The sequence below is a fragment of the Pseudoalteromonas sp. SWYJZ12 genome, from assembly GCF_015864395.1.
GTDB classification, from domain to species: Bacteria; Pseudomonadota; Gammaproteobacteria; order Enterobacterales; family Alteromonadaceae; genus Pseudoalteromonas; species Pseudoalteromonas arctica.
In genome coordinates, this window is the sequence record NZ_JADYXH010000013.1 from 76,449 (window position 1) to 99,280 (window position 22,832).

The 22,832-nt window shown below is 37.5% G+C and carries 18 protein-coding genes; 16 read left to right on the forward strand and 2 right to left on the reverse strand.

Annotation, left to right across the window (positions count from 1 at the left end; genetic code table 11):
* Nucleotides 1-50 precede the first annotated feature (50 nt).
* The 8 genes from I6F42_RS14120 to I6F42_RS14155 all read left to right on the forward strand — a co-directional run bounded on the left by I6F42_RS14120 (nt 51) and on the right by I6F42_RS14155 (nt 10,120).
* Nucleotides 51-410: a DUF4112 domain-containing protein gene (locus I6F42_RS14120; protein WP_024608896.1), complete on the forward strand. Its 360-nt coding sequence runs from the start codon at nt 51-53 to the stop codon at nt 408-410.
* 106 nt (nt 411-516) lie between these two features.
* Nucleotides 517-1,164: a glutathione S-transferase family protein gene (locus I6F42_RS14125; RefSeq protein ID WP_197152549.1), complete on the forward strand. Its 648-nt coding sequence runs from the start codon at nt 517-519 to the stop codon at nt 1,162-1,164.
* Nucleotides 1,165-1,226: 62 nt separating this feature from the next.
* Complete coding sequence (locus I6F42_RS14130; protein WP_197152552.1) at nt 1,227-1,688, forward strand: zinc-ribbon domain containing protein; 462 nt, start codon at nt 1,227-1,229, stop codon at nt 1,686-1,688.
* Between the two features lie 578 nt (nt 1,689-2,266).
* Nucleotides 2,267-5,962: a S8 family serine peptidase gene (locus tag I6F42_RS14135; protein WP_197152554.1), complete on the forward strand. Its 3,696-nt coding sequence runs from the start codon at nt 2,267-2,269 to the stop codon at nt 5,960-5,962.
* A gap of 481 nt (nt 5,963-6,443) precedes the next feature.
* A complete protein-coding gene (locus tag I6F42_RS14140) occupies nt 6,444-6,998 on the forward strand; it encodes an elongation factor P hydroxylase (RefSeq protein ID WP_197152556.1) in 555 nt (184 codons plus the stop codon).
* Nucleotides 6,988-8,151 carry an ATP-NAD kinase family protein gene (locus I6F42_RS14145; RefSeq protein WP_197152557.1) on the forward strand — a complete coding sequence of 388 codons (1,164 nt, stop codon included), beginning with the start codon at nt 6,988-6,990 and terminating at the stop codon, nt 8,149-8,151. Before I6F42_RS14140 ends, I6F42_RS14145 begins: the two co-directional genes overlap by 11 nt.
* Nucleotides 8,148-8,423 (forward strand): YfcL family protein, encoded by a 276-nt coding sequence (locus I6F42_RS14150; RefSeq protein WP_002962183.1) that lies wholly within the window; start codon nt 8,148-8,150, stop codon nt 8,421-8,423. The genes I6F42_RS14145 and I6F42_RS14150 overlap by 4 nt, the downstream gene beginning before the upstream one ends.
* 143 nt (nt 8,424-8,566) lie before the next feature.
* A complete protein-coding gene (locus tag I6F42_RS14155) occupies nt 8,567-10,120 on the forward strand; it encodes an AbgT family transporter (protein WP_197152558.1) in 1,554 nt (517 codons plus the stop codon).
* 912 nt (nt 10,121-11,032) lie between these two features.
* Here the strand turns inward: I6F42_RS14155 and I6F42_RS14160 are convergent.
* Nucleotides 11,033-12,898, reverse strand: coding sequence for a DEAD/DEAH box helicase (locus I6F42_RS14160; RefSeq protein ID WP_007585469.1), 1,866 nt, complete (start codon nt 12,896-12,898; stop codon nt 11,033-11,035).
* 160 nt (nt 12,899-13,058) lie between these two features.
* Nucleotides 13,059-13,322, reverse strand: a complete 264-nt coding sequence (locus I6F42_RS14165; RefSeq protein ID WP_197152559.1) for a GrxA family glutaredoxin — start codon at nt 13,320-13,322, stop codon at nt 13,059-13,061.
* A 257-nt stretch (nt 13,323-13,579) separates the two neighbouring features.
* Between I6F42_RS14165 and I6F42_RS14170 the strand changes: the two genes are divergently transcribed.
* The 8 genes from I6F42_RS14170 (at nt 13,580) to I6F42_RS14205 (ending at nt 22,719) form a co-directional block, all read left to right on the forward strand.
* Nucleotides 13,580-14,617 carry a response regulator gene (locus I6F42_RS14170; protein ID WP_165721375.1) on the forward strand — a complete coding sequence of 346 codons (1,038 nt, stop codon included), beginning with the start codon at nt 13,580-13,582 and terminating at the stop codon, nt 14,615-14,617.
* Nucleotides 14,618-14,639: 22 nt separating this feature from the next.
* On the forward strand, nt 14,640-15,248 hold the full coding sequence (locus tag I6F42_RS14175) for a cysteine hydrolase family protein (RefSeq protein WP_169059908.1): 609 nt from the start codon (nt 14,640-14,642) through the stop codon (nt 15,246-15,248).
* Nucleotides 15,241-18,051, forward strand: a complete 2,811-nt coding sequence (locus I6F42_RS14180; RefSeq protein ID WP_197152560.1) for a PAS domain-containing hybrid sensor histidine kinase/response regulator — start codon at nt 15,241-15,243, stop codon at nt 18,049-18,051. The genes I6F42_RS14175 and I6F42_RS14180 overlap by 8 nt, the downstream gene beginning before the upstream one ends.
* A gap of 603 nt (nt 18,052-18,654) precedes the next feature.
* Nucleotides 18,655-18,945: a hypothetical protein gene (locus I6F42_RS14185; RefSeq protein WP_007585474.1), complete on the forward strand. Its 291-nt coding sequence runs from the start codon at nt 18,655-18,657 to the stop codon at nt 18,943-18,945.
* Between the two features lie 427 nt (nt 18,946-19,372).
* Entirely contained in the window at nt 19,373-20,185 is an 813-nt protein-coding gene (locus I6F42_RS14190) for a bifunctional diguanylate cyclase/phosphodiesterase (protein WP_165729193.1), read from the forward strand.
* Between the two features lie 108 nt (nt 20,186-20,293).
* The gene (locus tag I6F42_RS14195) at nt 20,294-20,668 is read left to right on the forward strand and encodes an Hpt domain-containing protein (protein WP_024591627.1); all 375 of its coding nucleotides are present in this window, start codon (nt 20,294-20,296) and stop codon (nt 20,666-20,668) included.
* Between the two features lie 9 nt (nt 20,669-20,677).
* Nucleotides 20,678-22,075, forward strand: a complete 1,398-nt coding sequence (locus I6F42_RS14200; protein WP_197101590.1) for a sigma-54 dependent transcriptional regulator — start codon at nt 20,678-20,680, stop codon at nt 22,073-22,075.
* A 113-nt stretch (nt 22,076-22,188) separates the two neighbouring features.
* A complete protein-coding gene (locus tag I6F42_RS14205) occupies nt 22,189-22,719 on the forward strand; it encodes a peroxiredoxin-like family protein (RefSeq protein WP_007585494.1) in 531 nt (176 codons plus the stop codon).
* The last annotated feature ends 113 nt before the right edge of the window (nt 22,720-22,832 follow it).

Consider the following 22,832-nt stretch of genomic DNA (forward strand, 5'->3'; position numbering starts at 1 on the left):
AGCTTTAATGAATGAGTAGGGTTAATTCATGATTATTAAAGTGAGATTTTATGAATAATAGCGCTAAACAAAAAGCAATACTCGCAAGACTAGAGCGATTCAGTAAGTTAACTGATAGCAGCATTGGCATTCCTTTTACTAAATTTAATATAGGTTTGGAGGCTGTGATTGGTTTAATTCCCGTTATAGGTGATGCCGCAGGGCTAATTTTATCAAGTTATGTGCTGATAGAAGCCCAGCGTTTAGGTGTGAGTAAACGTATAAAAACTAAGATGATTATCAATATGCTCATAGACTTTGTGGGCGGTTTAGTGCCATTTTTTGGTGATATTTTTGATGCCTTTTTTAAAGCTAACACGCGTAATACACAACTATTAAAAAAGCATTTAAACAAGCAGTTGAGTGAGTAATTAATAGCTTTAAGTAACAGTTAGCAAAGAGACTTTAAACAAAATGTTGTTGGTTGTTAAATCACCTAGTAAGGTAGGAACGTCTATTCACTTTGGTATCTACAATATGCAATTATTTATCGGTAATAAAAACTACTCTAGCTGGTCATTACGCGCATGGTATTTAATGAGTAAATTTGATGTTGAGTTTAGTGAAACCCAGCTGGTACTCGACACCCCCGACTTTTACAATGAACTAAAAAAGACCTTTGCTTTGCAAAAAGTCCCAGCGTTAATTGATGGCGATTTACAGGTATGGGATTCGCTAGCAATTTGTGAATATATTAACGATGCTTACTTATCAGGCGCTGCATGGCCAAAATATATTACCCAAAGAGCTAAAGCGCGTGCGCTAAGCGCTGAAATGCATTCAGGCTTTATGGCACTGCGCAGTGAAATGCCAATGAATATAAGAGCAACCCGTAAAGTAGACCTATCGAGCGAAGCACTAAAAGACATAGGCCGTATAGACGAGATATTTGCACAGCAACAAGATGTGTTTCCAAATGAGTGGTTTTTTGGTGACTTTAGTATTGCTGATGCCATGTATGTGCCTGTTGTACTGCGCTTAAAAACCTATCAAATTACGTTATCGCCAGAGGCGCAGCAATATTGTGATTTTGTGATGCGCTGCCCAGTATTGCAAGCATGGATCACTCAGGCATTAACCGAGACCGATATTGTAGAGTGTGATGAAGCAGGAACGCCTGTATAATTATTGTTTTCTTATATGGCATGTTTTATACCTTAAAATCATAAGTTTAAACTAGGCAGCTCATGTATCTAAATCACCCAAGGTATGGCAATACACCAATAACTACCAATACCCCAGTGACAATAGAGGCGATAGAGAATGCGCACTGGCGTTACTCGAGCCTTAAATACTTCCCTAATACGGTAATATTGGCTGATATAAAAAAGCAAAACTATGCCATTTATCCTCGGGCACTTTATGTTGATATTGAAGAGAAGTGCGGGACTTGCTCTAAGGCATTTATTTTTTTTGCTCAAGAGCAGCAATATTGGTTTGAAACATTAAGATTTTGGGTCGATTCACACTGTACTCATTGCTTTGAATGCCGTAGACATGCCAGATATATACTAACTCTACGTAAACGGTACGATATGTTAACTAGCTTAGCCAATAAAACCTCTAGTGAAAAAACACAGCGTAAAGAACTTGGTAATACTCTTTACTGTTTAGGTATTATTAAAAATATCAATAAAGTGAAAGATTAGTCTGCTTATATTTACTATCACGCCTTATTGTTACTTTAGTTGTAAAAGCCCATACAATTCGTCTCGTTTTTTAGTGCGGAAAATAACTGATCTCATTTCTATTTTTTACAAAACCATAACACAACGCTTAATAAGGTGATGTCTTTTTCAAATCGAATAGACTCAAATACTGAATAAAAATAAGCTAAAACAGCTAAATAAAAAATATATTAATATAAATTCAATCTTGAAGAATAGACTATGGTTTTCTCTCTCTCGTAATGCTAATGTTAATTAAGTTCTGTTTTTTATTATTAAATAAACCAGTGCTTTATAATTATACAAAGAATTACTCTTTAAATAAGAAATTGATTGGTATATAAAACTATTAGCTTAACTATATTAAATACTAATCATAGCAACAAGGAAGTTGGATCTCGTCTTTACCATGATCTGTAACTTCCTGCCGCAATCAATCTATTATTTACTCTCGCAATTTTAGCGTGTTTCTATGAGGATTTATCTATCTTTATAGAGACGTAAAATCGTTTTTTATTAGCTAAGTAAATATTTATCATGGATTTTAAAAAGGAGCAGGAATGCGACAAACTAAATTTGGATTAAATACAGAAGTTAAATATTTTAAAAAATTACTACTTGCGATCACTATAACGTCTTTGGTTGGGTGTGGAAGTGATGATAAAAGTGTCGAACCAACAGCATTACAAAATAAGCCTCCAGCGTTAGTAATGGGAGATGATCAAAGTGTTGATGAAAATACTGAAGTTGTTTTAACTGCTCAGGGAACGGACCCTGAAGGCAGCGAGTTATCATATGAATGGTCTCAAACTGATGGGACAAGTGTTGAGTTGAACACATCAACAACTGCTTCGACCTCATTTATAGCGCCAGATGTCTCTGAGCAAGCAAATTTAGAGTTTCAGTTATCAGTCAAAGACTCTGCAGGTGAGGTGGTCACTGGTAGTGTGATTATTACAGTTAATCCGGTATTTGCACAGCTAAGCAATACCGCAATTAGCTTTAGTTCTGTGCCAGTACAAAACCAAGAAGTGGCTATTAATTTTATTTCTGACGATGATTTAGGTGAAATTAACTGGCAGGTGGAAATGCAACCAGAGACTTCAGCATTAACGTTAACTAAATCTGAAGATCAATCAGTAACTCTTACTCCAACTGCCGTGGGTGAGTATAAATTAATTGCGCAGTCAAAAGATAATGATAGCGTTAAAAGTACAACATTTAGTATTACTCCAAGTTTTGAATTTGATGTGTTAAAAGTTTCTGGTAATGATGATACTACTGAAGTTAACGAGCTAATAGGGGCGATATCAAATCAATCTTGGGTCTACTCGTCTTCACTTGATAAGGATGCACTTAAAACGCTCGTGGCTAATTATGAGCAGTTAGTTGTAAAAGGTTATGACGAAACACAGGGCTTATTAGTTGAATATGATGAAAGTGATTTAAAGACTAAAGAAGCAATGGAGCTGTTAAAGCTAGAGCAGGGCGTTTCAAGTGTTGATAACCGTGTTTTTGAAGGGCAGAACGTATTACGACAAGAAGATACAATACCAAATGACGGTAGTGACTTCACTGATGGCGGCGATAACTGGCATCTAGAGAAAATATTAGCAACTGCTGCATGGGACTTTACAACGGGTAGCACTGATGTTTTAGTAGCAATTTCTGATGGTGGCTTTGATACAACCCATCCAGAGCTAAAAGGACGCTACTCTGAAGTATTGACGTCCCAAGTTTCTGATCATGGTACAGCTGTAGCAGGTACTATTGGTGCCGCTACCAATAATGGGACAGGCATGTCTGGGATTAACTGGTCTTCTCAATTAATCTTAGGTAATTGGGGTAAAGAAAGCCTTAAAGCTTTATTATCAAAAGCGGGTGTTGTGACGGTAAATAGCTCATGGTCAATCCCTGGTTATATTCCAGTTTCTTTCGACCCATCGAACATTGTTAGCTTAGAAGAGCGAAATACGCTTGCTCTAGTCGCTTCTAGACCCTACCGAAAAATAGCAGAAAGTAATTTAGATAAGTTATTAGTGTGGTCTGCAGGTAATGGCATCGGCAATGGTGCGGGCAACAGCAATAATATTTACGGTGTGGATGCACGCTTACATAGCTCAGCTCTTCACTTTACTAGTAACGGTAATTTACAAAAGCAGCAGAACGTGATGTTTGTTGCCGTTGTTGGTGATGATAACCGTTTACCTTTTTATAGTAACTATGGGAGCTCAGTAGATATAGCAGCACCGACTTCTTATAAAACCTTGAAGTCAAATTCTCAATATTATACAGATAGTCAATATGGAGATGGTACAAGTGCTTTTTCGGGGACATCTTCAGGTGCAGCTATAGTAACAGGGGTGGCTTCACTCATATATTCTATTTACCCAGATTTTACAGGCGAAGAGGTAAAAAATATATTAATTGATAGTGCAACAGAGTTTGTGACTGAGCGTTATATTACTCCATCAGAGAGTGTGGATGAGGGGACTAATATTGCGACGTTAGCTCACCAAATTCCAATTGTTAATGCACAAAAAGCTTTAGAAAAAGCACAGGCAATTATTGATAGCAAAGTGATCATTTCAAATGCTATACCCGATCCTTTTACGGCTCAAACACAACTATTATTTGACTCGATAGATACTGATTTACAAGTAGAAAATATCGATTGGGAACTGCAGTCTTTTGGTGCCTCAGATAAATGGCAAACGGTTAAAGCTAGCTCAACAACCGAAAGCGAATTACTAGTTGATCTTGATACGAGCGCTTCAAGACATCGCTTGCTTGCAACTATTAACTTGCTTAACCCTACGAGTGGATCAGAAGTTGTTGTTGTTAAGGAGTTTGAATTTGAGTACTCAACAGTCATATTAACCGCAAAAGACACTGTATCCCTTGAGCCGCAAGTGGGCGTACAAATTAGCCTTGAATCTGACACAGGACAAAACTTTGAAATGTCTAGCTACACAGATTCGTTAGGTGTTAGTAATATGTACTTAGAAGCGGGATCATATAAAGCATATGGCACTAAAGAAGCTTACCAAACAGCCGCTACCTCAATCATCGTTAATGATGAAAGTACAATTCAAACAACCTTAAATTTAGCATCTGCTGAAGTGGGTGCTGTTGGCTCTTTAAGTGGTTTTATTGTTGATGGTAACGGTAATCCATTAGAAGGTGCCTCTGTAAGGATTTCTGGTGGTGAGCAAACAAATGGTTTCTTTGCCGCTTCAACTACTGATAGTAATGGTGAATTTGCTATTTCGAATATTTCAAAAAGTGATTCGGATGGTGGTGAAATTGAATCTTTCATAATGGAAGTTTCTGCATTCGGTTATACAACCTCAGTGCGTGAAGAAGTTATCATATTGGCAGGTAAAGAGCGTCTAGAGAATTTCACACTTGTTAGCCAAAATTTAGAAGAGCAAATAATATTTTCTGATGGCTTTGAAGAAGGTGAAAATAGCTGGCAATTTACAGGATTTTGGAACCAGGTTGACCTCGCAAATAATAGCATTACTAATACCTTAGTTGATGGAGGATATACTTCTCTAGCGCCAGATGAGGAAGGCCCAAAAGCGTTATTACCTAAAGCATCGAGCGGTAACAGTGCGTGGTGGTATGGTCAGGAAGATACGGGTACATTCATAGGCACACAAAACAGTAATGATTACCTTCTTAGTGGCGGGGGCTCAGAGCAAGCAAATTCAGGGCAGCTTGTATCGCCTGCGATTGACTTGACATCAGTTAGTGCCGCACTTCTTAAATTTAGAACATGGTGGGAAATTGAATCAGTAAATCCTAATGAGAATGGATACGATATCATGGAAGTGCAAATAAGTACTGACAGTGGTGAAACCTTTGAAACACTTAAGAAGCTAAACCCTTTTGTTGATCCAAATGAGGCAGATCGTAAGGCAAAACCATTCTCATCGGGTGGTTATAATCGTAAACCTGTTTGGGTGCTTGAAGAGCTAGATCTAACTGATTATGTAGGTCAATCAGTTGTCATACGTTTTGACTTCCAAACGAATGATGGGCTCTACAATGGCTTTAGAGGCTGGATAATTGATGACTTTGAAATGCTTGGCTTTGCTTCGGATTCTAAGCTGCTACAGAGCACCAAAGCATTAACTCCTTCGTTAACTAAAGCAGCTGCATCAGACAAATCGGATGTTAGTGAAAAGTTTGTAGAAGTACATAAAAAACCACAAGTTTATTCACCTAAGGTAACACCAACTCGCGATTAATAAACGCGAAATGGCAGGCAGCCTTTATTAAGGCTGCCTATTTTTAGTAGTGCAGCAGCGATACATTAGCCACTTATTTTACTTTTCAACGTAATCGAAGTAATACTTTGTGAAACACTAAAACCTTTATAATAAAAAGAGCTTATCCCCCATTCTTTTAGCCCATCACTAACTTACCTAACAGCTTTAATAAGTAGCTCCTAAGGAATAGCAAATAAGTTGAGACTGATACTTTTGTTATTAAACATAGAGAGTAATCCTAATAAATCAATGCGCCGTAATAAGCAAATAGGTTTGGCTTTATGATCGTGTGGCATTGGTGTTTCCTATCTATGTGTGCAAGCAGTTTATTTATAAGTATTGTTGTTTAAGTGGTAAACACTAGGAGCTTATTTTTACTTTAGTTGTAAAAGCCCGTACAATTCGTCTCGTTTTTACTGCGCAAAATAGCGCTGCAACCGAGAAAAATTAGCCTAATTTTATGCATCAAATAGCTGATCTAATTTCAATTTTTGAACGCACTTTTTATCAAAGTCATAATACATGTCTGATAAAAGGCGATTTTGAACCTGTGTATTTACCAGCAACAGAGCACGTGCCATATCACCAAGTTGTATTTGCGCATGGTTTTTATGCTAGTGCATTACATGAGGTTGCACACTGGTTGGTTGCAGGCGATGCACGTCGTTTATTAGAAGATTACGGCTATTGGTATTGTCCTGATGGGCGCAACAAACAAAAACAAGCTGAGTTTGAAAACGTAGAAGTAAAGCCTCAAGCTATAGAGTGGTTATTAAGCACCGCAGCAGGGTTTAATTTTAATGTGTCGGTGGATAACTTAAACGGCGAGCAAACATGTCGGTTTGATTTTCAGCAGCGAGTACATGCACGCGTATTATCGTTAATCGAAAATGGCTTTAACTCTCGTACAGAGTCACTTTTAAAAGCACTCTCTGATTTTTATAATACACAGTGGCCATTAACAGCGCAGCAATTTAATTGGCAACACCCAAAGGAGCTTTGTAATGGCGTTTAAATTAGGTTTAATTGTAAACCCAGTAGCAGGTTTAGGCGGCACAGTTGCCTTAAAAGGTAGTGATGGCGCACACACAGCCGCTAAAGCAATCGAATTAGGTGCAGAACCAAAAGCAAATAGCCGTACAAAAGCAGCGCTTGAAGTGCTATTGCCTTATAAAGAGCGTTTAACCATTTACACCGTTAACGGTGACATGGGTGAGCAAACAGCAAAAGCCTTAGGCTTTAATGTAGAGGTTGTATACAACTCTGCAGTAATAACAACCCCAGATGACACAAAAGAAGCAGCAAAAGTACTTAAAGACTTTGGTGCTGATTTAGTTTTATTTGCTGGAGGCGATGGTACAGCGCGTAATATTTGCCATGCAATAGAGGATACCGTTCCGGTACTTGGTATTCCTGCAGGCTGTAAAATTCATTCTGGTGTATACGCCATTACACCCAAAGCTGCAGGGCGCGTAGTCGAAATGCTGGTTAAGGGGGAGTTAGTTACCTTAGCTGATGCAGATGTAATGGATATAGATGAAGATGCCTTTAGGCAAGGTACGGTAAAAGCAAAACGTTATGGCGAAATGCAAACACCCAGCGAAGTACGTTATATGCAGGCTGTTAAAAATGGCGGTAAAGAAACCGATGAATTAGTACTAGCTGATATTGCTGCGCATGTTGTATCGCAAATGGATGAAGATACATTTTATATTATGGGTAGCGGCTCAACCGTTGAGGCCATAATGGAAGAAATGGGACTTGAGAATACGTTGCTTGGCGTTGATTTAATAAAAGATCAAACCTTAGTTGCTCAAGATTTAACGGCGAAGCAATTACTTGAGCTTACACATGATCAAAGTACTAAGTTAGTCATTACGCTCATTGGCGGGCAAGGGCATATATTTGGCCGTGGTAATCAGCAATTGAGCCCTGCGCTTATACGCGCAATTGGAAAAGAAAACATTATTGTAGTAGCAACAAAAACAAAACTACAAGCGCTTAATGGTCGCCCCCTTATTTGTGATACAGGCGATGGCGAATTAGATGATGAATTAACGGGTTATATTAAAGTAACCACCGGATTTAACGACCATATTATGTATGCAGTAGGGCACCAAAACCTTGAAAATACAGGTGCTTTGCAAAACCAGGAGATTAATAAATGAGTTTAGTGAACTATATCGATGCAGCCCAGCAGTACTTCGATGATTTAGTAATAAAAGCAACTGATGATGAGTTATTTGCAGGCGGCTATTTACGAGGTCATTTTGATCTTGCAGTTGGTTATGCCGAAGTAGAAAAGCTGACAATCAGTATAGATGAGCTAAACGAAACTGTAGAGCAGAGCTTAGTTAAAGCGTATCGTAATGGTGAGCTTAACGAAGAAGATAAGACATTAGTTGCACGCTTGTGGGAAGAAGTTAAAGCCCTCGCTTAAAAGTAAGTGATACAAAAAACACGATTTGTTTATCACTATCGTGTTTTTTTGTGTCCAAAACTTTTAAAGCTAATTTTTATGTTAATTTACTGTTTTGTTTTTATGCGATATTGTTACTAAAAATAAATTTAGGAACAATAAAAATGAATAATAATCAAGACGCTTTACCTTCAGGGGTTGTTGCGCGTTTTTTAAATTTTGTTGAACGGGTTGGCAATAAGCTTCCAGATCCAGCCGTAATATTTCTATTTGCAATGTTATTAATTTGGTTTTTGTCGTGGTGGTTTTCAGGCGTAAGTTTTGATGCAATAGACCCACGTACCGGCGAAGCGATTATTATTAATAATATGCTGGCAAGTGATTCGCTCGCTACCTTTTTATCCTCTATGGTAAAAACCTTTACCGGCTTCGCTCCCTTAGGTGTCGTTTTAGTAGCTATGTTAGGTGTAGGTGTTGCAGAGCATTCGGGCTTTATTAATACCGGTCTTAAGTTAATGCTTAAAGTTACTCCTAAAAAGCTATTAACGCCTTCAATCATTTTAGTAGCCATTGTGAGCCATACCGCTACTGACGCAGGTTATGTATTAGTTATTCCACTTGCCGGTGTTATATTTTATGCTGCAGGACGCCATCCGCTTGCGGGTATAGCAGCGGCATTTGCAGGAGTCAGTGGTGGTTTTGGGGCTAACTTTATTCCATCAGGGATTGATCCATTGCTACAAAGCTTTACCCAAAGTGCGGCGCAAATAATTAATCCTGCAATGACAATTAACCCGTTAAATAACTGGGCATTTGCTTCAGCATCTAGCTTATTTATTGTGGCATTAGGCTGGTACATTACCGATAAAATTATTGAACCACGTTTACAAAAAACAGCGGTTGATGGTGCTAAAGAGGACTTACCTGTATTTGAAGATGCACGTAGTGATGAAAAACGTGCCTTTTATATAGCCAGTACCGTGATGATTGCAGGGCTTGCGTTATTAGCATTTGTCTCTGCTCCAGACGATTCTGCAATGCGCAGTAGTGACGGATCCCTTACTAATTTTAGCTCCCCTTTAATGCAATCAATTGTACCACTAATATTTTTACTTTTTTGGCTACCTGGCACAGTATATGGTTTTACGGTAGGTACCTTTAAAACTTCAAAAGATATGATTGATGCTATGAGTAAAGCGATGAGCGGCATGGCATATTATATCGTTATGGCGTTTTTTTGTTCGCTATTTATTGCTGCATTTAGTAAATCAAATTTAGGTGCATTACTCGCAATCGAAGGTGCACAGTTATTAAAGGCAATGGAATTGCCAAGTGCAGTAACGGTTGTGGGCATTATCTTTTTAACTGGCTTTGTTAACTTGTTTGTAGGTTCAAGTTCAGCAAAATGGGCGTTACTTGGCCCTATTTTTGTACCGATGTTAATGCAACTTGGCATTTCGCCAGACTTAACTCAAGCCGCTTATCGTGTAGGTGACTCAAGTTCTAATATTATTACACCGTTAATGCCTTATTTCCCATTAGTGGTGGTGTACTGTCAAAAGTATGTGAAAGGCACAGGTATAGGTACTTTAATTGCTATTATGCTACCGTACTCAATCGCCTTTATGATTGGCTGGAGTATCTTTTTATTAGGTTACTGGGCACTTGGTATTCCACTAGGGCTTGATGCTAGCTACGTTTACCCAGCTTTGCCTTAACCTTAACCTAAACCTTGATTTATGAACCTCACTCACTTGAGTGAGGTTTTTAAATAAAAGTTCTGTAATGTAAAAGTAAGTCTAAGTTACCTTTCTAAATCTCTCACTATATAGCCAAATAAGTTGGCCTCACCAACAATATACACATAATCGTTTTTGTTGTTTATTATTGTAGACTTAGCGTCGTACCACCTAAAATCATGAATTTTATTCGTTTTAGGGTCTTTGAAGTATAAATGAGTACAACTATCTTCATACTCGGTGCCACATTTTTGTACATCGGTCAGTATATATTCCTTATACCAATAGCCGCCTTGCGTGTAGTAAGCCCATAATTTAATGGGATCAGAGATAAAAATATAGAGTATTCCATAGATTAATAAAGGGGATAATGGGTACATGGAAATGGATGCCAATTTCATTTTTGTATCTGAAAAATTGTATTTAAGTGATTCTCTATATTTACTGCAGCGTTTGTATTTATTGAATATAAGTATATTTAAATAGATAAATAGTGCGCAACAGATAATAGGGACGGCTATAAAGAAAACAACGTCGTATAGCTCATTTGAGATGAATGGTGGATCTGTAAAGTCCATTAAAATAGGAATAGTGATGCATAATAAAATGGAGAGTATTATTGCTACAAAGAGCAAGTTGTCGTAAATCTTTTTCAATTTTTAATTCATCCGTGAACTATAGCCTTTGTTTAGTTTACAGAATTTTTGTTATTTTAAAAATCAGAGGAATATATTTTTAGACATTAAGTAACCCGAACTCAGGCTAAAAAAACTATCTCAAGCTGCTATTGAATTGACGCGAAGGTTTACTTTGTATTCACTGTGGCAGCAGCTTAAAAACAAAAAAACCTTGTCACTTTCGTGGCAAGGTTTTTTATTAAAGAGTCGTTGCTTATTTAGCTGTGAAGCTTACTGGGCGACGTTCTTTACGAGGGCCAGTACGCTTATCACCGCGTTGGCTATCGTCTTTATCTTTACTAAAGGTGCGCTTTTTGTCACCAGCTGGACGCTCAGAGCGTTCTGCACGTGGCTCAGCAGGGCCTTGATCTTGTGTAATTGTTAAGCCCATAGGACGTTTACAAATAAACACTTTTTGGAAATGATCAAGTACATCTTTAGGCATGTTTTGCGGTAATTGAACCGTACTGTGATTGTCGTGTAAACGAATATCACCAATAAACTTGCTTGAGATGTCAGCTTCGTTAGCGATAGCACCAACAATGTTCTTAACCTGAACACCGTGTTCACGACCTACTTCGATACGGTAAGTATCCATAGGGCCTGCATCACGACTGTTACGTTCGCGAGGTTTACGCTCAGCGCGTTCACCACCACGTTCGCCGCCACGTTCGTTACGACGTCCACGGTCACCACCGCGATCATTGCGGTCGTTACTACGTGGGTTGCGATCGTTACGCTCGTTACGTTCACGAGGTTGAATCTTAACTTCTTCAACTTTAATTGGAGACTGTTGCTGTGCTAAACACAGTAACGCACCCGCTAAGCTTTCAAGAGGAAGTTCAAGTTTTTCAGCCATGTTAGTAGCTATCTCGTTAAAGAATGTAATATCTTTGTTTTCAAGCGCAATAGTTAATTTTGCTTGTAACGCTTCAATACGTTTTTCTTCAACGATTTTTGCAGTTGGTAATTCAACTTGTGCAATTTCAGACTTCGTATGACGAATGATATTTTTAAGTAAATAACGTTCGTTATGTTTTACGAATAAAATTGCTTTACCAGTACGACCAGCACGACCTGTACGGCCGATACGGTGAACGTAGGCTTCAGAATCTTGTGGTATATCGTAGTTGATAACTAAGCTTAAGCGGTCAACATCTAGACCACGAGCAGCAACGTCTGTTGCAATAACAACATTTAGCATGCCGCTTTTTAAGCGTTCTACAGTGCGTTCACGTGCTTGCTGGTTCATATCACCATTAAGTGGAGCAGCAGAGAAACCTTCGCGCTCTAATAACTCAGCAAGTTGTACTGTATCGTTACGCGTACGTACGAAAACAATAGCACCTTCATACTGTTCAGCTTCTAAGAAGCGAACAATAGCTTTATTTTTATGTACGCTTGCATTCCAAAACACTTGCTCAACAGATGATACTGTAGAGTTACGCGCAGAAATATGAACCTGTTCAGGATTGTTCATATACTTGCTGCTGATGTTTTGAATTTGCTTAGGCATAGTCGCAGAGAAAAGACATGTTTGCTTTTCGCGCGGTGTTTTTTCCATGATGCTTTCTACATCATCGATAAAGCCCATACGTAACATTTCATCGGCTTCATCAAGTACAAGTGCTTGTAGAGCATCAAACTTGATAGTGCCACGGTTAATGTGATCGATTAAACGACCTGGAGTTGCAACAATAACCTGAGCGCCACGACGAAGTGCGCTTAATTGGATACTGTAGCTTTGGCCACCATATAGTGCCAATACTTCAATACCACGAACATGTTTAGCATATTGTTCGAATGCCTCAGCAACTTGGATCGCAAGCTCACGTGTTGGTGTGAGTACAAGGATCTGTGGCTGTTTCACAGACGGGTCAATATTATTTAGTAATGGCAGTGCAAATGCTGCGGTTTTACCTGTACCCGTTTGAGCTAGTCCCAGTACGTCCTTTCTTTCTAGCAATAACGGTATACATTGAGCTTGGATTTCAGATGGTGTCTTGTAACCCAACTCTTCAACTGCCTTCAAAATTGCAGGAGAAAGATTTAGAGATTCAAACGTGACTGGTTCTGACATTAATACGCCTCAACGAATTTAAAGAGGCGCGCATTATATAGGATTCGCGAGGCAAATGCTTGTATAAATTGAAACTAATTTGTATGTGTTTGATGTTGGTCGAAATTTAACCAGCTCAATGTAGGGTTTATTAAACTGGTTAACATATTTAATACAAAGCTTATTTATACAAGCCTAGGTTTTCTTTTGCGTAAGCTTCAAATTCTGTAAATCCACCAACGTGATTTTGGTCTACAAAAATTTGTGGAACAGTAGGGCAAGGCTTACCCGCTGACTTTTCAAGGTCGGCTTTACTAATGCCCTCTTTAATTATGTCGATGTAACGAAATTTAAAGTCATCACGTTCATTTGATAATTGCTCAGCAACATCTTTCGCACGAACACAAAATGGACAGCCTTCACGGCCAAAAATTACGGTTAACATAGCTTTCTCCTCAATTTGATTAATATCAGTTTAAATGAATGAAAAATTATTTAAAGAGAAAAAAATCGATTGCACCATTCTAATAAAAGCATAAATCATATTATGCATAGCAATATGATTTGCAAAATGCGAATGAAAAACCAGAGCCCTGTTTGTCTAATACTTAAGTCTATGAATGCAAGTGTGTTTACAAGAATTAATTTATGGCACATAACTTGATGATGTAGAGCTATACATTGGGTTAACGAGAATGCTTTATGAATATTAATAGTCATGTTTTAGAAATTATCCAAGGGGTAATAGGTAAATATTGTGAAACCCAAAGTCAAAAATTCTCTATTACCTTAATCAACAAGTTGCAATGTAACTACGTTTGTTTGCAAATGCCGCCAGAGCAAATGATTGCACAATGCGAGGCGTTTCTTACTCCGGCGCTAGCAGCAGTAAAGCAGTGCTTTTTACTTAACCTCGAAGCAAATATTCAGGGAGTTAGTATTCACTATCAGATTGATGATTCTGAACAAGTAAACACGTTGGATTTTCACGGGCTCTTAGCAACTAAAGAGTCTGTTAGTTTAGCGCTTGATGTTAGACAAAATGTAGACGTTTTAACTGATTGCGAAGCGTTACTCAAAAGCTGTTTAAAAATGTCAGCTAATACTCACGATCGTTTTGGTTTAAATTTTAAATTATTTAATAGCACGCTTAGAGAGTCTGCACAGCTAGAGGATTTACGCCATCTTAGTGGTAACGCATTAATTGATAAATTAAATAGTGACAGCTTAAATACACACATAAAGTTGTGCTCTATTAACGACATTTACGAGCTGAGCCAAGCTCATAAACTATCTAAAAAAATATTAGGCTGGCCATTTTTTGATACCGACTTAATTACTATTTTAACAACATTTCACACACAAACACGTTTATCGGTATTAGTAGCAGACGACAGCTTACCGAGCCAAATTGCTACAAAAGTAATGCTTGAAATGCTGGGCTGTTTAGTAACGTGTGCAGAAAATGGTGCTAGTGCATTAACGCTTGCTCAAAATGAACCATTTGACTTGCTACTTTTAGATGAGCGTATGCCAGGAATGTTTGGTAGCGATGTGGCGCAGCAATTAGTTAGGCAAAATACACCTAATAACAATACCCCTAAAGTTATTTTAACGGGGTTAACAGGCGATGAGCAAATAGCTGAGTTGTTTGATAAAGGAATTACTCACTATTTACAGAAGCCAGTGACAAAAGCGGTACTTGAGAAATTTATTAAACCTTGGCAGTTAGCCTCTTAAATTGATTAATAAGGAGAGAGTTATGGATGATTTCTCTAAGACAGCACCTATTTTAATTGGTTTTCAAAACAATTACTTTTTGCCAAAAGGCATTTTGTATGACGAGGTTGAAGAGTCATCAAGAATTACTGGCGTGGGGGAAAATACACTCTATTTATTGACCTTCTGCGCAGAGCAATTTGCTTTAGTTATTAATACACCCATTCACTTTACGCAAAATTATAGCGAGCTTAAAAATCCGATTGGTATATTAAAAGTCATTGTGGTGGGGGCATTTAAAGCAGGTTCGTACGGTGCTCAAACCATTAAGCAGCTAGACCTTTTTAGTAATATTATAGAGGTGGTATTTGGGAAAAGAAGTTTAAATGCTTTTACACATATAGGTTTAGCCGAAAACATCAAAAAATATGGGGCCACTAATATAATTTTAGCGGGTACTGTGTCTTCTATCTGTATTGATTCAACTGTGCGCACTGCTGTTGCACTTGGTTCTAATGCCACTATTTTAAGTGACTGCACACCGAGACGCACTCCTTTTGAACAAGCATTCTACTGTGAAAAGGTTTCCCTTCTTTATGCACGAGTTTGTCAGAGTAATACTTTTATAAAGTATTGGAGAGATCATGAATAATAATGATGAGCTACAAGTTCAAATCCAATATGCACTAGTTGAAAAACTTTCCAATAGTAATCGACGTCAAGCAAAGCTATTAGCTATTTTAGATGAGTGTATTTTTGAGTGTGATAAACATTTGAATTTTACCTATATTAATGAAGCTTGGGAGAAGAAGTTAGGTTACTCAACCGATTCATTAATTGGCTCCAATATTACTAAGTTAATGAATTGCGATGATATTATGCATTTTGTCGCATACAGCTGTTGTTTACTAGAAGGGAAGCAGGCTCCCAGTGTAGAAATACAAATTAAAAGCAGCATCGGGCTCATGAACTGGTTTGAGTTAAGGTTAGTTTATGATGAAAAAAGCGGCTTTATAGGCTCGTTCTATGACATTCAACGTCATAAAGATTCTCAATTTTTGCTCACACAACAACAAAAATATGTAAAACGCTTATCGCTTGTTGCGAGCCATACAAATAACTTAGTGATTATTACAGATAAGTTTGGTGTGATTGAGTGGGTTAACAATAGTTTTGAAGTACTTACAGGCTACACTTGTGATGAGGTTATAGGCACTAGCCCAGGTCAATTGCTACAAGGGCCAAAAACATGTGAAAAAAGTCGTAAGGTTATGTCTCACGCTGTAAAAAATGGGCTTCCTTTTCAAGTTGAAACTACAAATTACGATAAAAATGGTAACGTTTATTGGGTTGCTATTGATGCAAATCCAGTGCGAGATGATGAAGGTAAAGTAAAGCATTTTATCGCTATAGAAACTAATATTACGCAGCGAGTTAAAGCTGAACAAGCAATGGCAGAGATAGAATATAACTACCACTCTGTCGTCGATAATATTCCTGATATTGTTTTACGCCTTGATACATTTGGCAATTTATTATTTATAAATCAAGCATGGCAACGCGTCTTACACAGCAATGTAGATGAGAGCCTTGGCTTACCTATAATTAAGTTTATAGCAAAAGAAGATGTAGAAAAAATTTGTAGCACTTTGCTTGATTATAAACAAGGTAAGCGTGATATACGTCGCTTTGACATACGTTTGATTAATGCACAAGGCATAAATAATTGGGTTGAAATGACACTTACTCCCATTGTGGGTGGCTACGAAAGCGATTTGTTATCTATTGCCGCAACACTTGTTGATATACAAGAACGTATTGAAAGCGAGCAAATATTGCTTGAAGCTAAACATCAGGCAGAAACATTAGCTGAGTCTAAAAGCCGATTTATGGCAAATATTAGCCATGAAATTCGCACGCCATTAAATGCCGTTATTGGCTCTGCAGATATTTTGCATCATACCGGTTTAACTTCTGAGCAAATGCGTTACACACAAATGATTAAAACAAGCTCTGATGCATTACTGAGTGTATTGGACGATGTATTAACGTATTCGCGTTTTGAAGCACAAGCTATAACACTCGATAATCAGCCATTTAGTATTGATACGTGTATTGAAGAAGCAATAGATATTATTACCCAAAGTGCTTTGCAAAAAGGGCTTGAGGTTGTTTTTGATTTTTATCCTGATGTCCCCGCTCAAGTAATTGGTGATCATGCACGTATAAGGCAAATAGCCATTAATTTATTAGCCAATGCGATTAAGTTTACTCAGCAAGGCGTAATAACGGTGACCGTTAGATGTACTTACATTGGAGCCAATAATTTAAATCTTCATTTATCAGTAAAAGACACTGGAATGGGAATCGCAAAAAATAAAATAGAAAGTATGTTTATGCCTTTTATTCAATCAGATAATTCAATTACCCGAAAACATGGTGGTAGTGGCTTAGGCCTTGCGATATGTAAGCAAATTTGTGATGTAGTAGGGGGAGATATTTCGGTTAACTCTGAGCTCAATAAAGGGAGTGAGTTTATCGTTAATTACCCGTTACAAATAGACACAACCGACTCAATATTGCGAGAGGGGTTTGCAGCACGAAGTAAAAAGCCGAGAGTATGGATTGTAGGACATAACCAAATTTTAAAAACCGCGTTGGAGCACACACTCACTCGGTTTTCTATCGCTTTTATGCACTATGAAATATGCCCAGATATCCCTGAGTATGATAGTTTTCCTGATGCAATTGTATTAACTGATCCTCCAATGCTAGCCCAAACACGCGAGTGTATAAATACATATAACTCCCTTAATTCACCATGTTTACTTATCTTAGACTTACTAGGTGAAAGCTTATTACCGCAAAATCTTAACGACAGAGAGCTTAGGTTAAATGGCCCTTTTAAAGTATCGCATGTACCGCGAGCAATTAGTTTATTGGAAGAGCAGTTATTTCATTTAGATATTATATTTACTAATCGTGAACAAAAAGAAGCCTTAGAAAGCCCTTCAGGGTTAACTCAGTTGAATGGGACCAATGTATTGGTTGCTGAAGATAATACTAATAATCAAATAGTAATAAGACAGTTTTTAGAGCAAAAAGGTTGTCGGGTATATATTGCTAGCGATGGGCAAGAGGCAATATTAAAGGCGCAAAGAGATGAAATTGATATTATTTTTATGGATATCCAAATGCCAATACTAGATGGGATCTCTGCAACCAAAGCAATCAGAAAGTTAGGTATAGCCACCCCTATAATAGCGCTCACAGCAAATGCAATTCATGGTGATAAAGAGCGATTTATAGAAGCGGGGATGAATGATTACTTAGCTAAACCAATTGTAAGTGAAACACTTTATTTATTGCTTGATAAATATGCACCAAAGCAGGCTATTGAATCTAAGCATTTAAAGCTTACTCGTTTAGTGCAAGTGTGGGAAAAGCTGAGCTGAGCAATTGAAGGTCAGGGTCTGTTGAACTTTCAGGGTTAAATTTGCAGCAGTCTGTTTGGTATTTAGGCCAGGCAGAGCCTATGCAGTGTGGTTATTCCCCATAAATGGGCGATAACGTAGCATTAATGCCAAACAGGCGCTGCCCAAAGGGTTCTTCCTAGGGGCTATTTACTCTTTGTTGCTCGGTTTTTACTTAGCCCGCTAGGTTACAAACCTCGCGCCGCGATTAAACCGCCTCTAGTTTGAACAAATTTTAATCCGCAAAGATCAACAGACCCTAATATAAAAAGTGGGTTTGTGTTGCATAAAACTTGATAAACGAAGAAAATAACCTAGTATTTTAGGAGTAAGTTAAATTTATTTTTTAGTATTTAATGAGTGTTTTTATTATAGTTTTTCAATTTGATTCGCAAATTGCAATTCAAAATAAAAATACAACGTTACGAATTATTTTTGGATTCTAAATTACATTTTTAATTTTTTTAATACTTTGATTTTGTTGTTTATTTTATCTTTCGTTTGTTTTTGTTTAGTTGGCACGGCTTTCGCAACATATTAAATATCAAATCAAGACAATTTAGTTAAATTTTTAAGAGGTGCAATATGCAAACAAATACAAAAGCCAAACAACAACCTAAAAGTAATAATTGGGTACTTACACCTGAAATCATGGTTTTGTCTATTTTGCTTGTAGCTACCTTAGTAATAGGTATTACAGTTCTGCGCGGTAGCGATTCTGTAGAGCCGTTAACGGACATACAGCCGATTACTTTTACACAAGCTGATGTTGAAAATGCACAGTCGATGAGTAATACGTTTGACTCGCAAAATACTAACTATGCACAACATGTAACAGCCCCTAAAAACGAAAATAACGACACTCTTTCAAACTAGAGACTTTTGCGCAGGTAACTATTTATTGTTGCCTGCGTTTTTTTTATGTTTCCTATCACCGTTTTAACTTTTTCTCCCTAGCTTTAAAATTACGTCTACGCTTTTTAATTCAAGCTGTGCGTAACTAAATTAGTTTTATCCAGCCTTTCTTTATACTCATCTTCAATTACTAATCCTTACTTTTAGCCAACAATTACTAACTGGTTTCTCTGTGCTGTTTGGGCTTGAGTAAGCTCTTATTTATTAATTTAGGTGCATTGCAAATTGAATTGCAAAATGCAAATAAAATGGAAAAATTTAAATACTCAAATAACTAAACTTAACCTTTTGAATTTGCTGTTTTTATTTTTGTTATATTCACTTTTTAAATGGTCTGTAACTTGCTCTTGATTACATAAGTCACTAAGAGTGAAAATCGGAGCAAAATATGAATGCATTTAAGTACCTAGAATCAGAAAGCCCAGTCAATCTCGCAAGATGGCATGAGTTAGAGAGAATCATGTCGGATGCAATGCAAAATAATTATTTTAAAATGGTTTATCAACCGCTTGTATCATTAGGAACGGGAAAGTTGGTCGGCTTTGAATCGCTAGTAAGGTGCCAATCACCCCGCTTTGGTATTGTAGGCCCTGATGAGTTTATCCCTCATGTAGAGCAATCGGGAATGATTTTAGAATTAGGTGACTGGATTTTTGAGCAATGTTTGTCGGATTTAAAACAGATGCGACATTTTGGTATGACAGATATTGCTGTTTCTTTAAATATTTCACCGGTACAAATTTTAGATGGTGATGTGTTTTCAAAAGTAATGGCTTTGCTAGAAAAGCACCAAATACCACCACAAGCTATTAAAGTTGAATTAACGGAAACAGCGCTCATTCATAGTCCTGACAAAATAGCTAAGGCGTTTGAAAACTTCCATAAAGAAGGCGTAAAGGTGTGGATTGATGATTTTGGCACTGGGTACGCGTCTTTAGGTCTACTTCGTCAATTTGATATTGATGGTTTAAAAATTGATCGCAGTTTTGTAAGTGGTATTGCAACTAATAACGAAGACTTTACGTTATGTAGCGCAATTATTGCGATGGCTCAACGATTGGGCTTACAAACTGTAGCAGAAGGCATTGAAGAGAATGAGCAATTACAAATATTAGAACAACTTGGTTGTGATATTGCTCAGGGGTACTTGCTCGATAAGCCGCAAACATTAACAAAAAGTATTGATACCTGGGCTCTGTAATTGTTTATATTCATTTTGATTTGCAAAATGCAAAAAACAAATTACTCTTAAACTACAATTCTTACATTTTATTAGTGTACGAAGCTTTAACTTACACAAAGGTTATCTATGCCTATATCAGAGCAGTTTATCGATAAAAGTATTACGGAGTTAAATGTTTTAATTCAACTTGAAAAGGATGTTGGAATAAGCGTTTTAGCTCGATTAGTAAACTTATTTATCGATGAATTAGTTACTATGGCTAACCAATTAGATACGGCAATTAGTAATGCAGATATTATAAAAATTAGAGAAATAATGCATGTTTTGAAAAACTCGGCTGCCTTATATGGAGCCGCTCCTTTAGCTGCATTGGCAACACAGTTACACGATTCACCACCACCAACCACAGAAGAAAATTTGCACGCAGCGCTTGTTATTAAGCATAACTTGGATAAAACCCGAGACGCATATCAAATAATGAGTAAGAGTATAGCTATCTAGGAGAAAGCCGTGTCAGATATAATGGGTAAAGGCCTTGTTTATATTGTTGAAGATAGCATCGCAAGTGGTGCTTTGTACGCAAGTCAGCTAGAGCAAGTAGGTTTTGAATGTAAGCATTTCGCAGATGGATATTCTGCTTTGGTCGGTATTAAAGAAAAAATGCCTGCGGTGATAGTACAAGATGTATGCTTGCCTGATATAAGTGGGCTTGAAGTTTTACAATTTGTAAATAAACAAAAAAATCCTGCTAATGTAGTCATGATCACCTCAAATAGTTCTATTGATATTGCAGTGGAAGCTATGCGTTTAGGTGGCTTCGATTTTTTAGAAAAACCCTTCACAAGTCAGCGACTTATTAGCTCAGTAGAAAGTGCGTTAACACCCAAAGAGCAAGCTAAAGTACAACCTTTGGTTCAAAGCAGTGATAAAAGCCAAGATTTTGTTGGTGAATCTCTCGCAATGAAAACCGTTTTTAGATTGCTAGATAGCGCAGCTAGAAGCAAAGCATGCGTATTTATTACAGGTGAAAGTGGAACCGGTAAAGAAGTATGCGCACAAACCCTTCATGATTCGAGCCCTCGCAGCCAAGGCCCTTTTATTGCTATAAACTGTGCTGCGATCCCTGCTGAGTTATTTGAATCAGAATTTTTTGGGCATGTTAAAGGGGCATTTAGTGGCGCTTTAAGCGATCGTAAGGGCGCAGTTGAAGTGGCCAACGGCGGTACGTTATTTCTAGATGAACTATGTGAAATGGAGCTTAACTTACAAGCTAAGTTATTGCGCTTTTTACAAACTGGCATATTTAGCAAGGTTGGTAGCAGCGAGGTATTACACAGCGATGTTCGCTTGGTATGTGCAACCAACAGAAATCCAATAATAGAGGTAGCAGAGGGGCGCTTTAGAGAAGATTTATATTATCGTTTAAATGTTATCCCCGTAAAGCTCCCGCCTTTAAGGGAGCGCGGAAACGATATTTTACTGCTCGCTGAGTATATTTTAAAACAAAAAAGCGATAGCAACGCTAAACATTTTATTGGCTTTTCTGATGAAGTTAAGGCGCTTTTTTGTAATTACGATTGGCCAGGTAATATACGCGAACTGCAAAATGTAATTGAAAATACAGTCGTTATTAATGATGGCGATGTAATAGAAAGAGATATGCTACCAAATTCATTTGGTCTAGGCGCTGTAAAACACTCAAGCTCAGCTAAGTCAATTCACAATACAAACGATCAGAGTGTTCAATTATCTCCTATGTCGGTTCACGATATAGAACCATTATGGCAAGTTGAAAAAAGGGCTATTGAGAACGCAATCAAAAGCTGCGAAGACAACATTCCTCTTGCTGCTGCTTATTTAGGAGTAAGTGCATCTACCATTTATAGAAAAATAAAGGGATGGTCTTAAAGCTTTAATAGATTTTTAATTGCAATTTTAGGTTGAATTAATAAAAGTTACCCTAAACTCTATGTGTAAGAGCAAAATTAATTTTTAATCTGAAATAGTAAAAGGAGATCGCAATGAGTAACACTAGTTTAAAACCTGCGGATATTATGCCATCACTAGTAGTGAGTGATGTTGATGAGAAAAAGGTAGATTTAGTTGACAGAATAAGTGACTCTCCGTGGAAAATGATTGTTGTTTATCGAGGCCAGCACTGCCCTAAATGTACTGCGCAACTCAACGAGCTTGCTAAAGTTCATAAAGACTTTAAAGAGGCTGGAGTTGAAGTGGTTGCAGTAAGTGGTGATAGCCATGAGCAGCTTAATAAACATCTTGAAAAAATAGATATTAACTTCCCAATTTACTATGGTTTAACAATCGAACAAATGACTGATTTAGGGCTACATATTAGCGAGCCTCGCAGTGGTGCAGAAACTGATCATCCATTTGCTGAACCAGGAATTTATGTGCTTAATGAAAAAAATCAGCTTCAAATGGTAGATATATCAAACAGCCCGTTTGTTCGTCCTGATTTAGAGCAACTGCTAGGTGGGATTAAGTTTTCAAGAGAAAACGACTATCCAATCCGGGGCACATTTATTAAATAGTATTCATTTTAAATGGTTTCAAAAAAGGCACTCTTCAGCTGTCTCTTATACACAAATCCCTGCTAAGAAATTAGCGGGGATTTTTTTGAACTAAATCTCAATGTCATGATCAG

What these genes read in the sequence shown, in the direction of transcription:
- I6F42_RS14120 (WP_024608896.1), top strand. Translation starts at nt 51, where the DNA reads ATGAATAATAGCGCTAAACAAAAAGCAATACTCGCAAGACTAGAGCGA.
- I6F42_RS14125 (WP_197152549.1), top strand. Translation starts at nt 517, where the DNA reads ATGCAATTATTTATCGGTAATAAAAACTACTCTAGCTGGTCATTACGC.
- I6F42_RS14130 (WP_197152552.1), top strand. Translation starts at nt 1,227, where the DNA reads ATGTATCTAAATCACCCAAGGTATGGCAATACACCAATAACTACCAAT.
- I6F42_RS14135 (WP_197152554.1), top strand. Translation starts at nt 2,267, where the DNA reads ATGCGACAAACTAAATTTGGATTAAATACAGAAGTTAAATATTTTAAA.
- I6F42_RS14140 (WP_197152556.1), top strand. Translation starts at nt 6,444, where the DNA reads ATGCATCAAATAGCTGATCTAATTTCAATTTTTGAACGCACTTTTTAT.
- I6F42_RS14145 (WP_197152557.1), top strand. Translation starts at nt 6,988, where the DNA reads ATGGCGTTTAAATTAGGTTTAATTGTAAACCCAGTAGCAGGTTTAGGC.
- I6F42_RS14150 (WP_002962183.1), top strand. Translation starts at nt 8,148, where the DNA reads ATGAGTTTAGTGAACTATATCGATGCAGCCCAGCAGTACTTCGATGAT.
- I6F42_RS14155 (WP_197152558.1), top strand. Translation starts at nt 8,567, where the DNA reads ATGAATAATAATCAAGACGCTTTACCTTCAGGGGTTGTTGCGCGTTTT.
- I6F42_RS14160 (WP_007585469.1), bottom strand. Translation starts at nt 12,898, where the DNA reads ATGTCAGAACCAGTCACGTTTGAATCTCTAAATCTTTCTCCTGCAATT.
- I6F42_RS14165 (WP_197152559.1), bottom strand. Translation starts at nt 13,322, where the DNA reads ATGTTAACCGTAATTTTTGGCCGTGAAGGCTGTCCATTTTGTGTTCGT.
- I6F42_RS14170 (WP_165721375.1), top strand. Translation starts at nt 13,580, where the DNA reads ATGAATATTAATAGTCATGTTTTAGAAATTATCCAAGGGGTAATAGGT.
- I6F42_RS14175 (WP_169059908.1), top strand. Translation starts at nt 14,640, where the DNA reads ATGGATGATTTCTCTAAGACAGCACCTATTTTAATTGGTTTTCAAAAC.
- I6F42_RS14180 (WP_197152560.1), top strand. Translation starts at nt 15,241, where the DNA reads ATGAATAATAATGATGAGCTACAAGTTCAAATCCAATATGCACTAGTT.
- I6F42_RS14185 (WP_007585474.1), top strand. Translation starts at nt 18,655, where the DNA reads ATGCAAACAAATACAAAAGCCAAACAACAACCTAAAAGTAATAATTGG.
- I6F42_RS14190 (WP_165729193.1), top strand. Translation starts at nt 19,373, where the DNA reads ATGAATGCATTTAAGTACCTAGAATCAGAAAGCCCAGTCAATCTCGCA.
- I6F42_RS14195 (WP_024591627.1), top strand. Translation starts at nt 20,294, where the DNA reads ATGCCTATATCAGAGCAGTTTATCGATAAAAGTATTACGGAGTTAAAT.
- I6F42_RS14205 (WP_007585494.1), top strand. Translation starts at nt 22,189, where the DNA reads ATGAGTAACACTAGTTTAAAACCTGCGGATATTATGCCATCACTAGTA.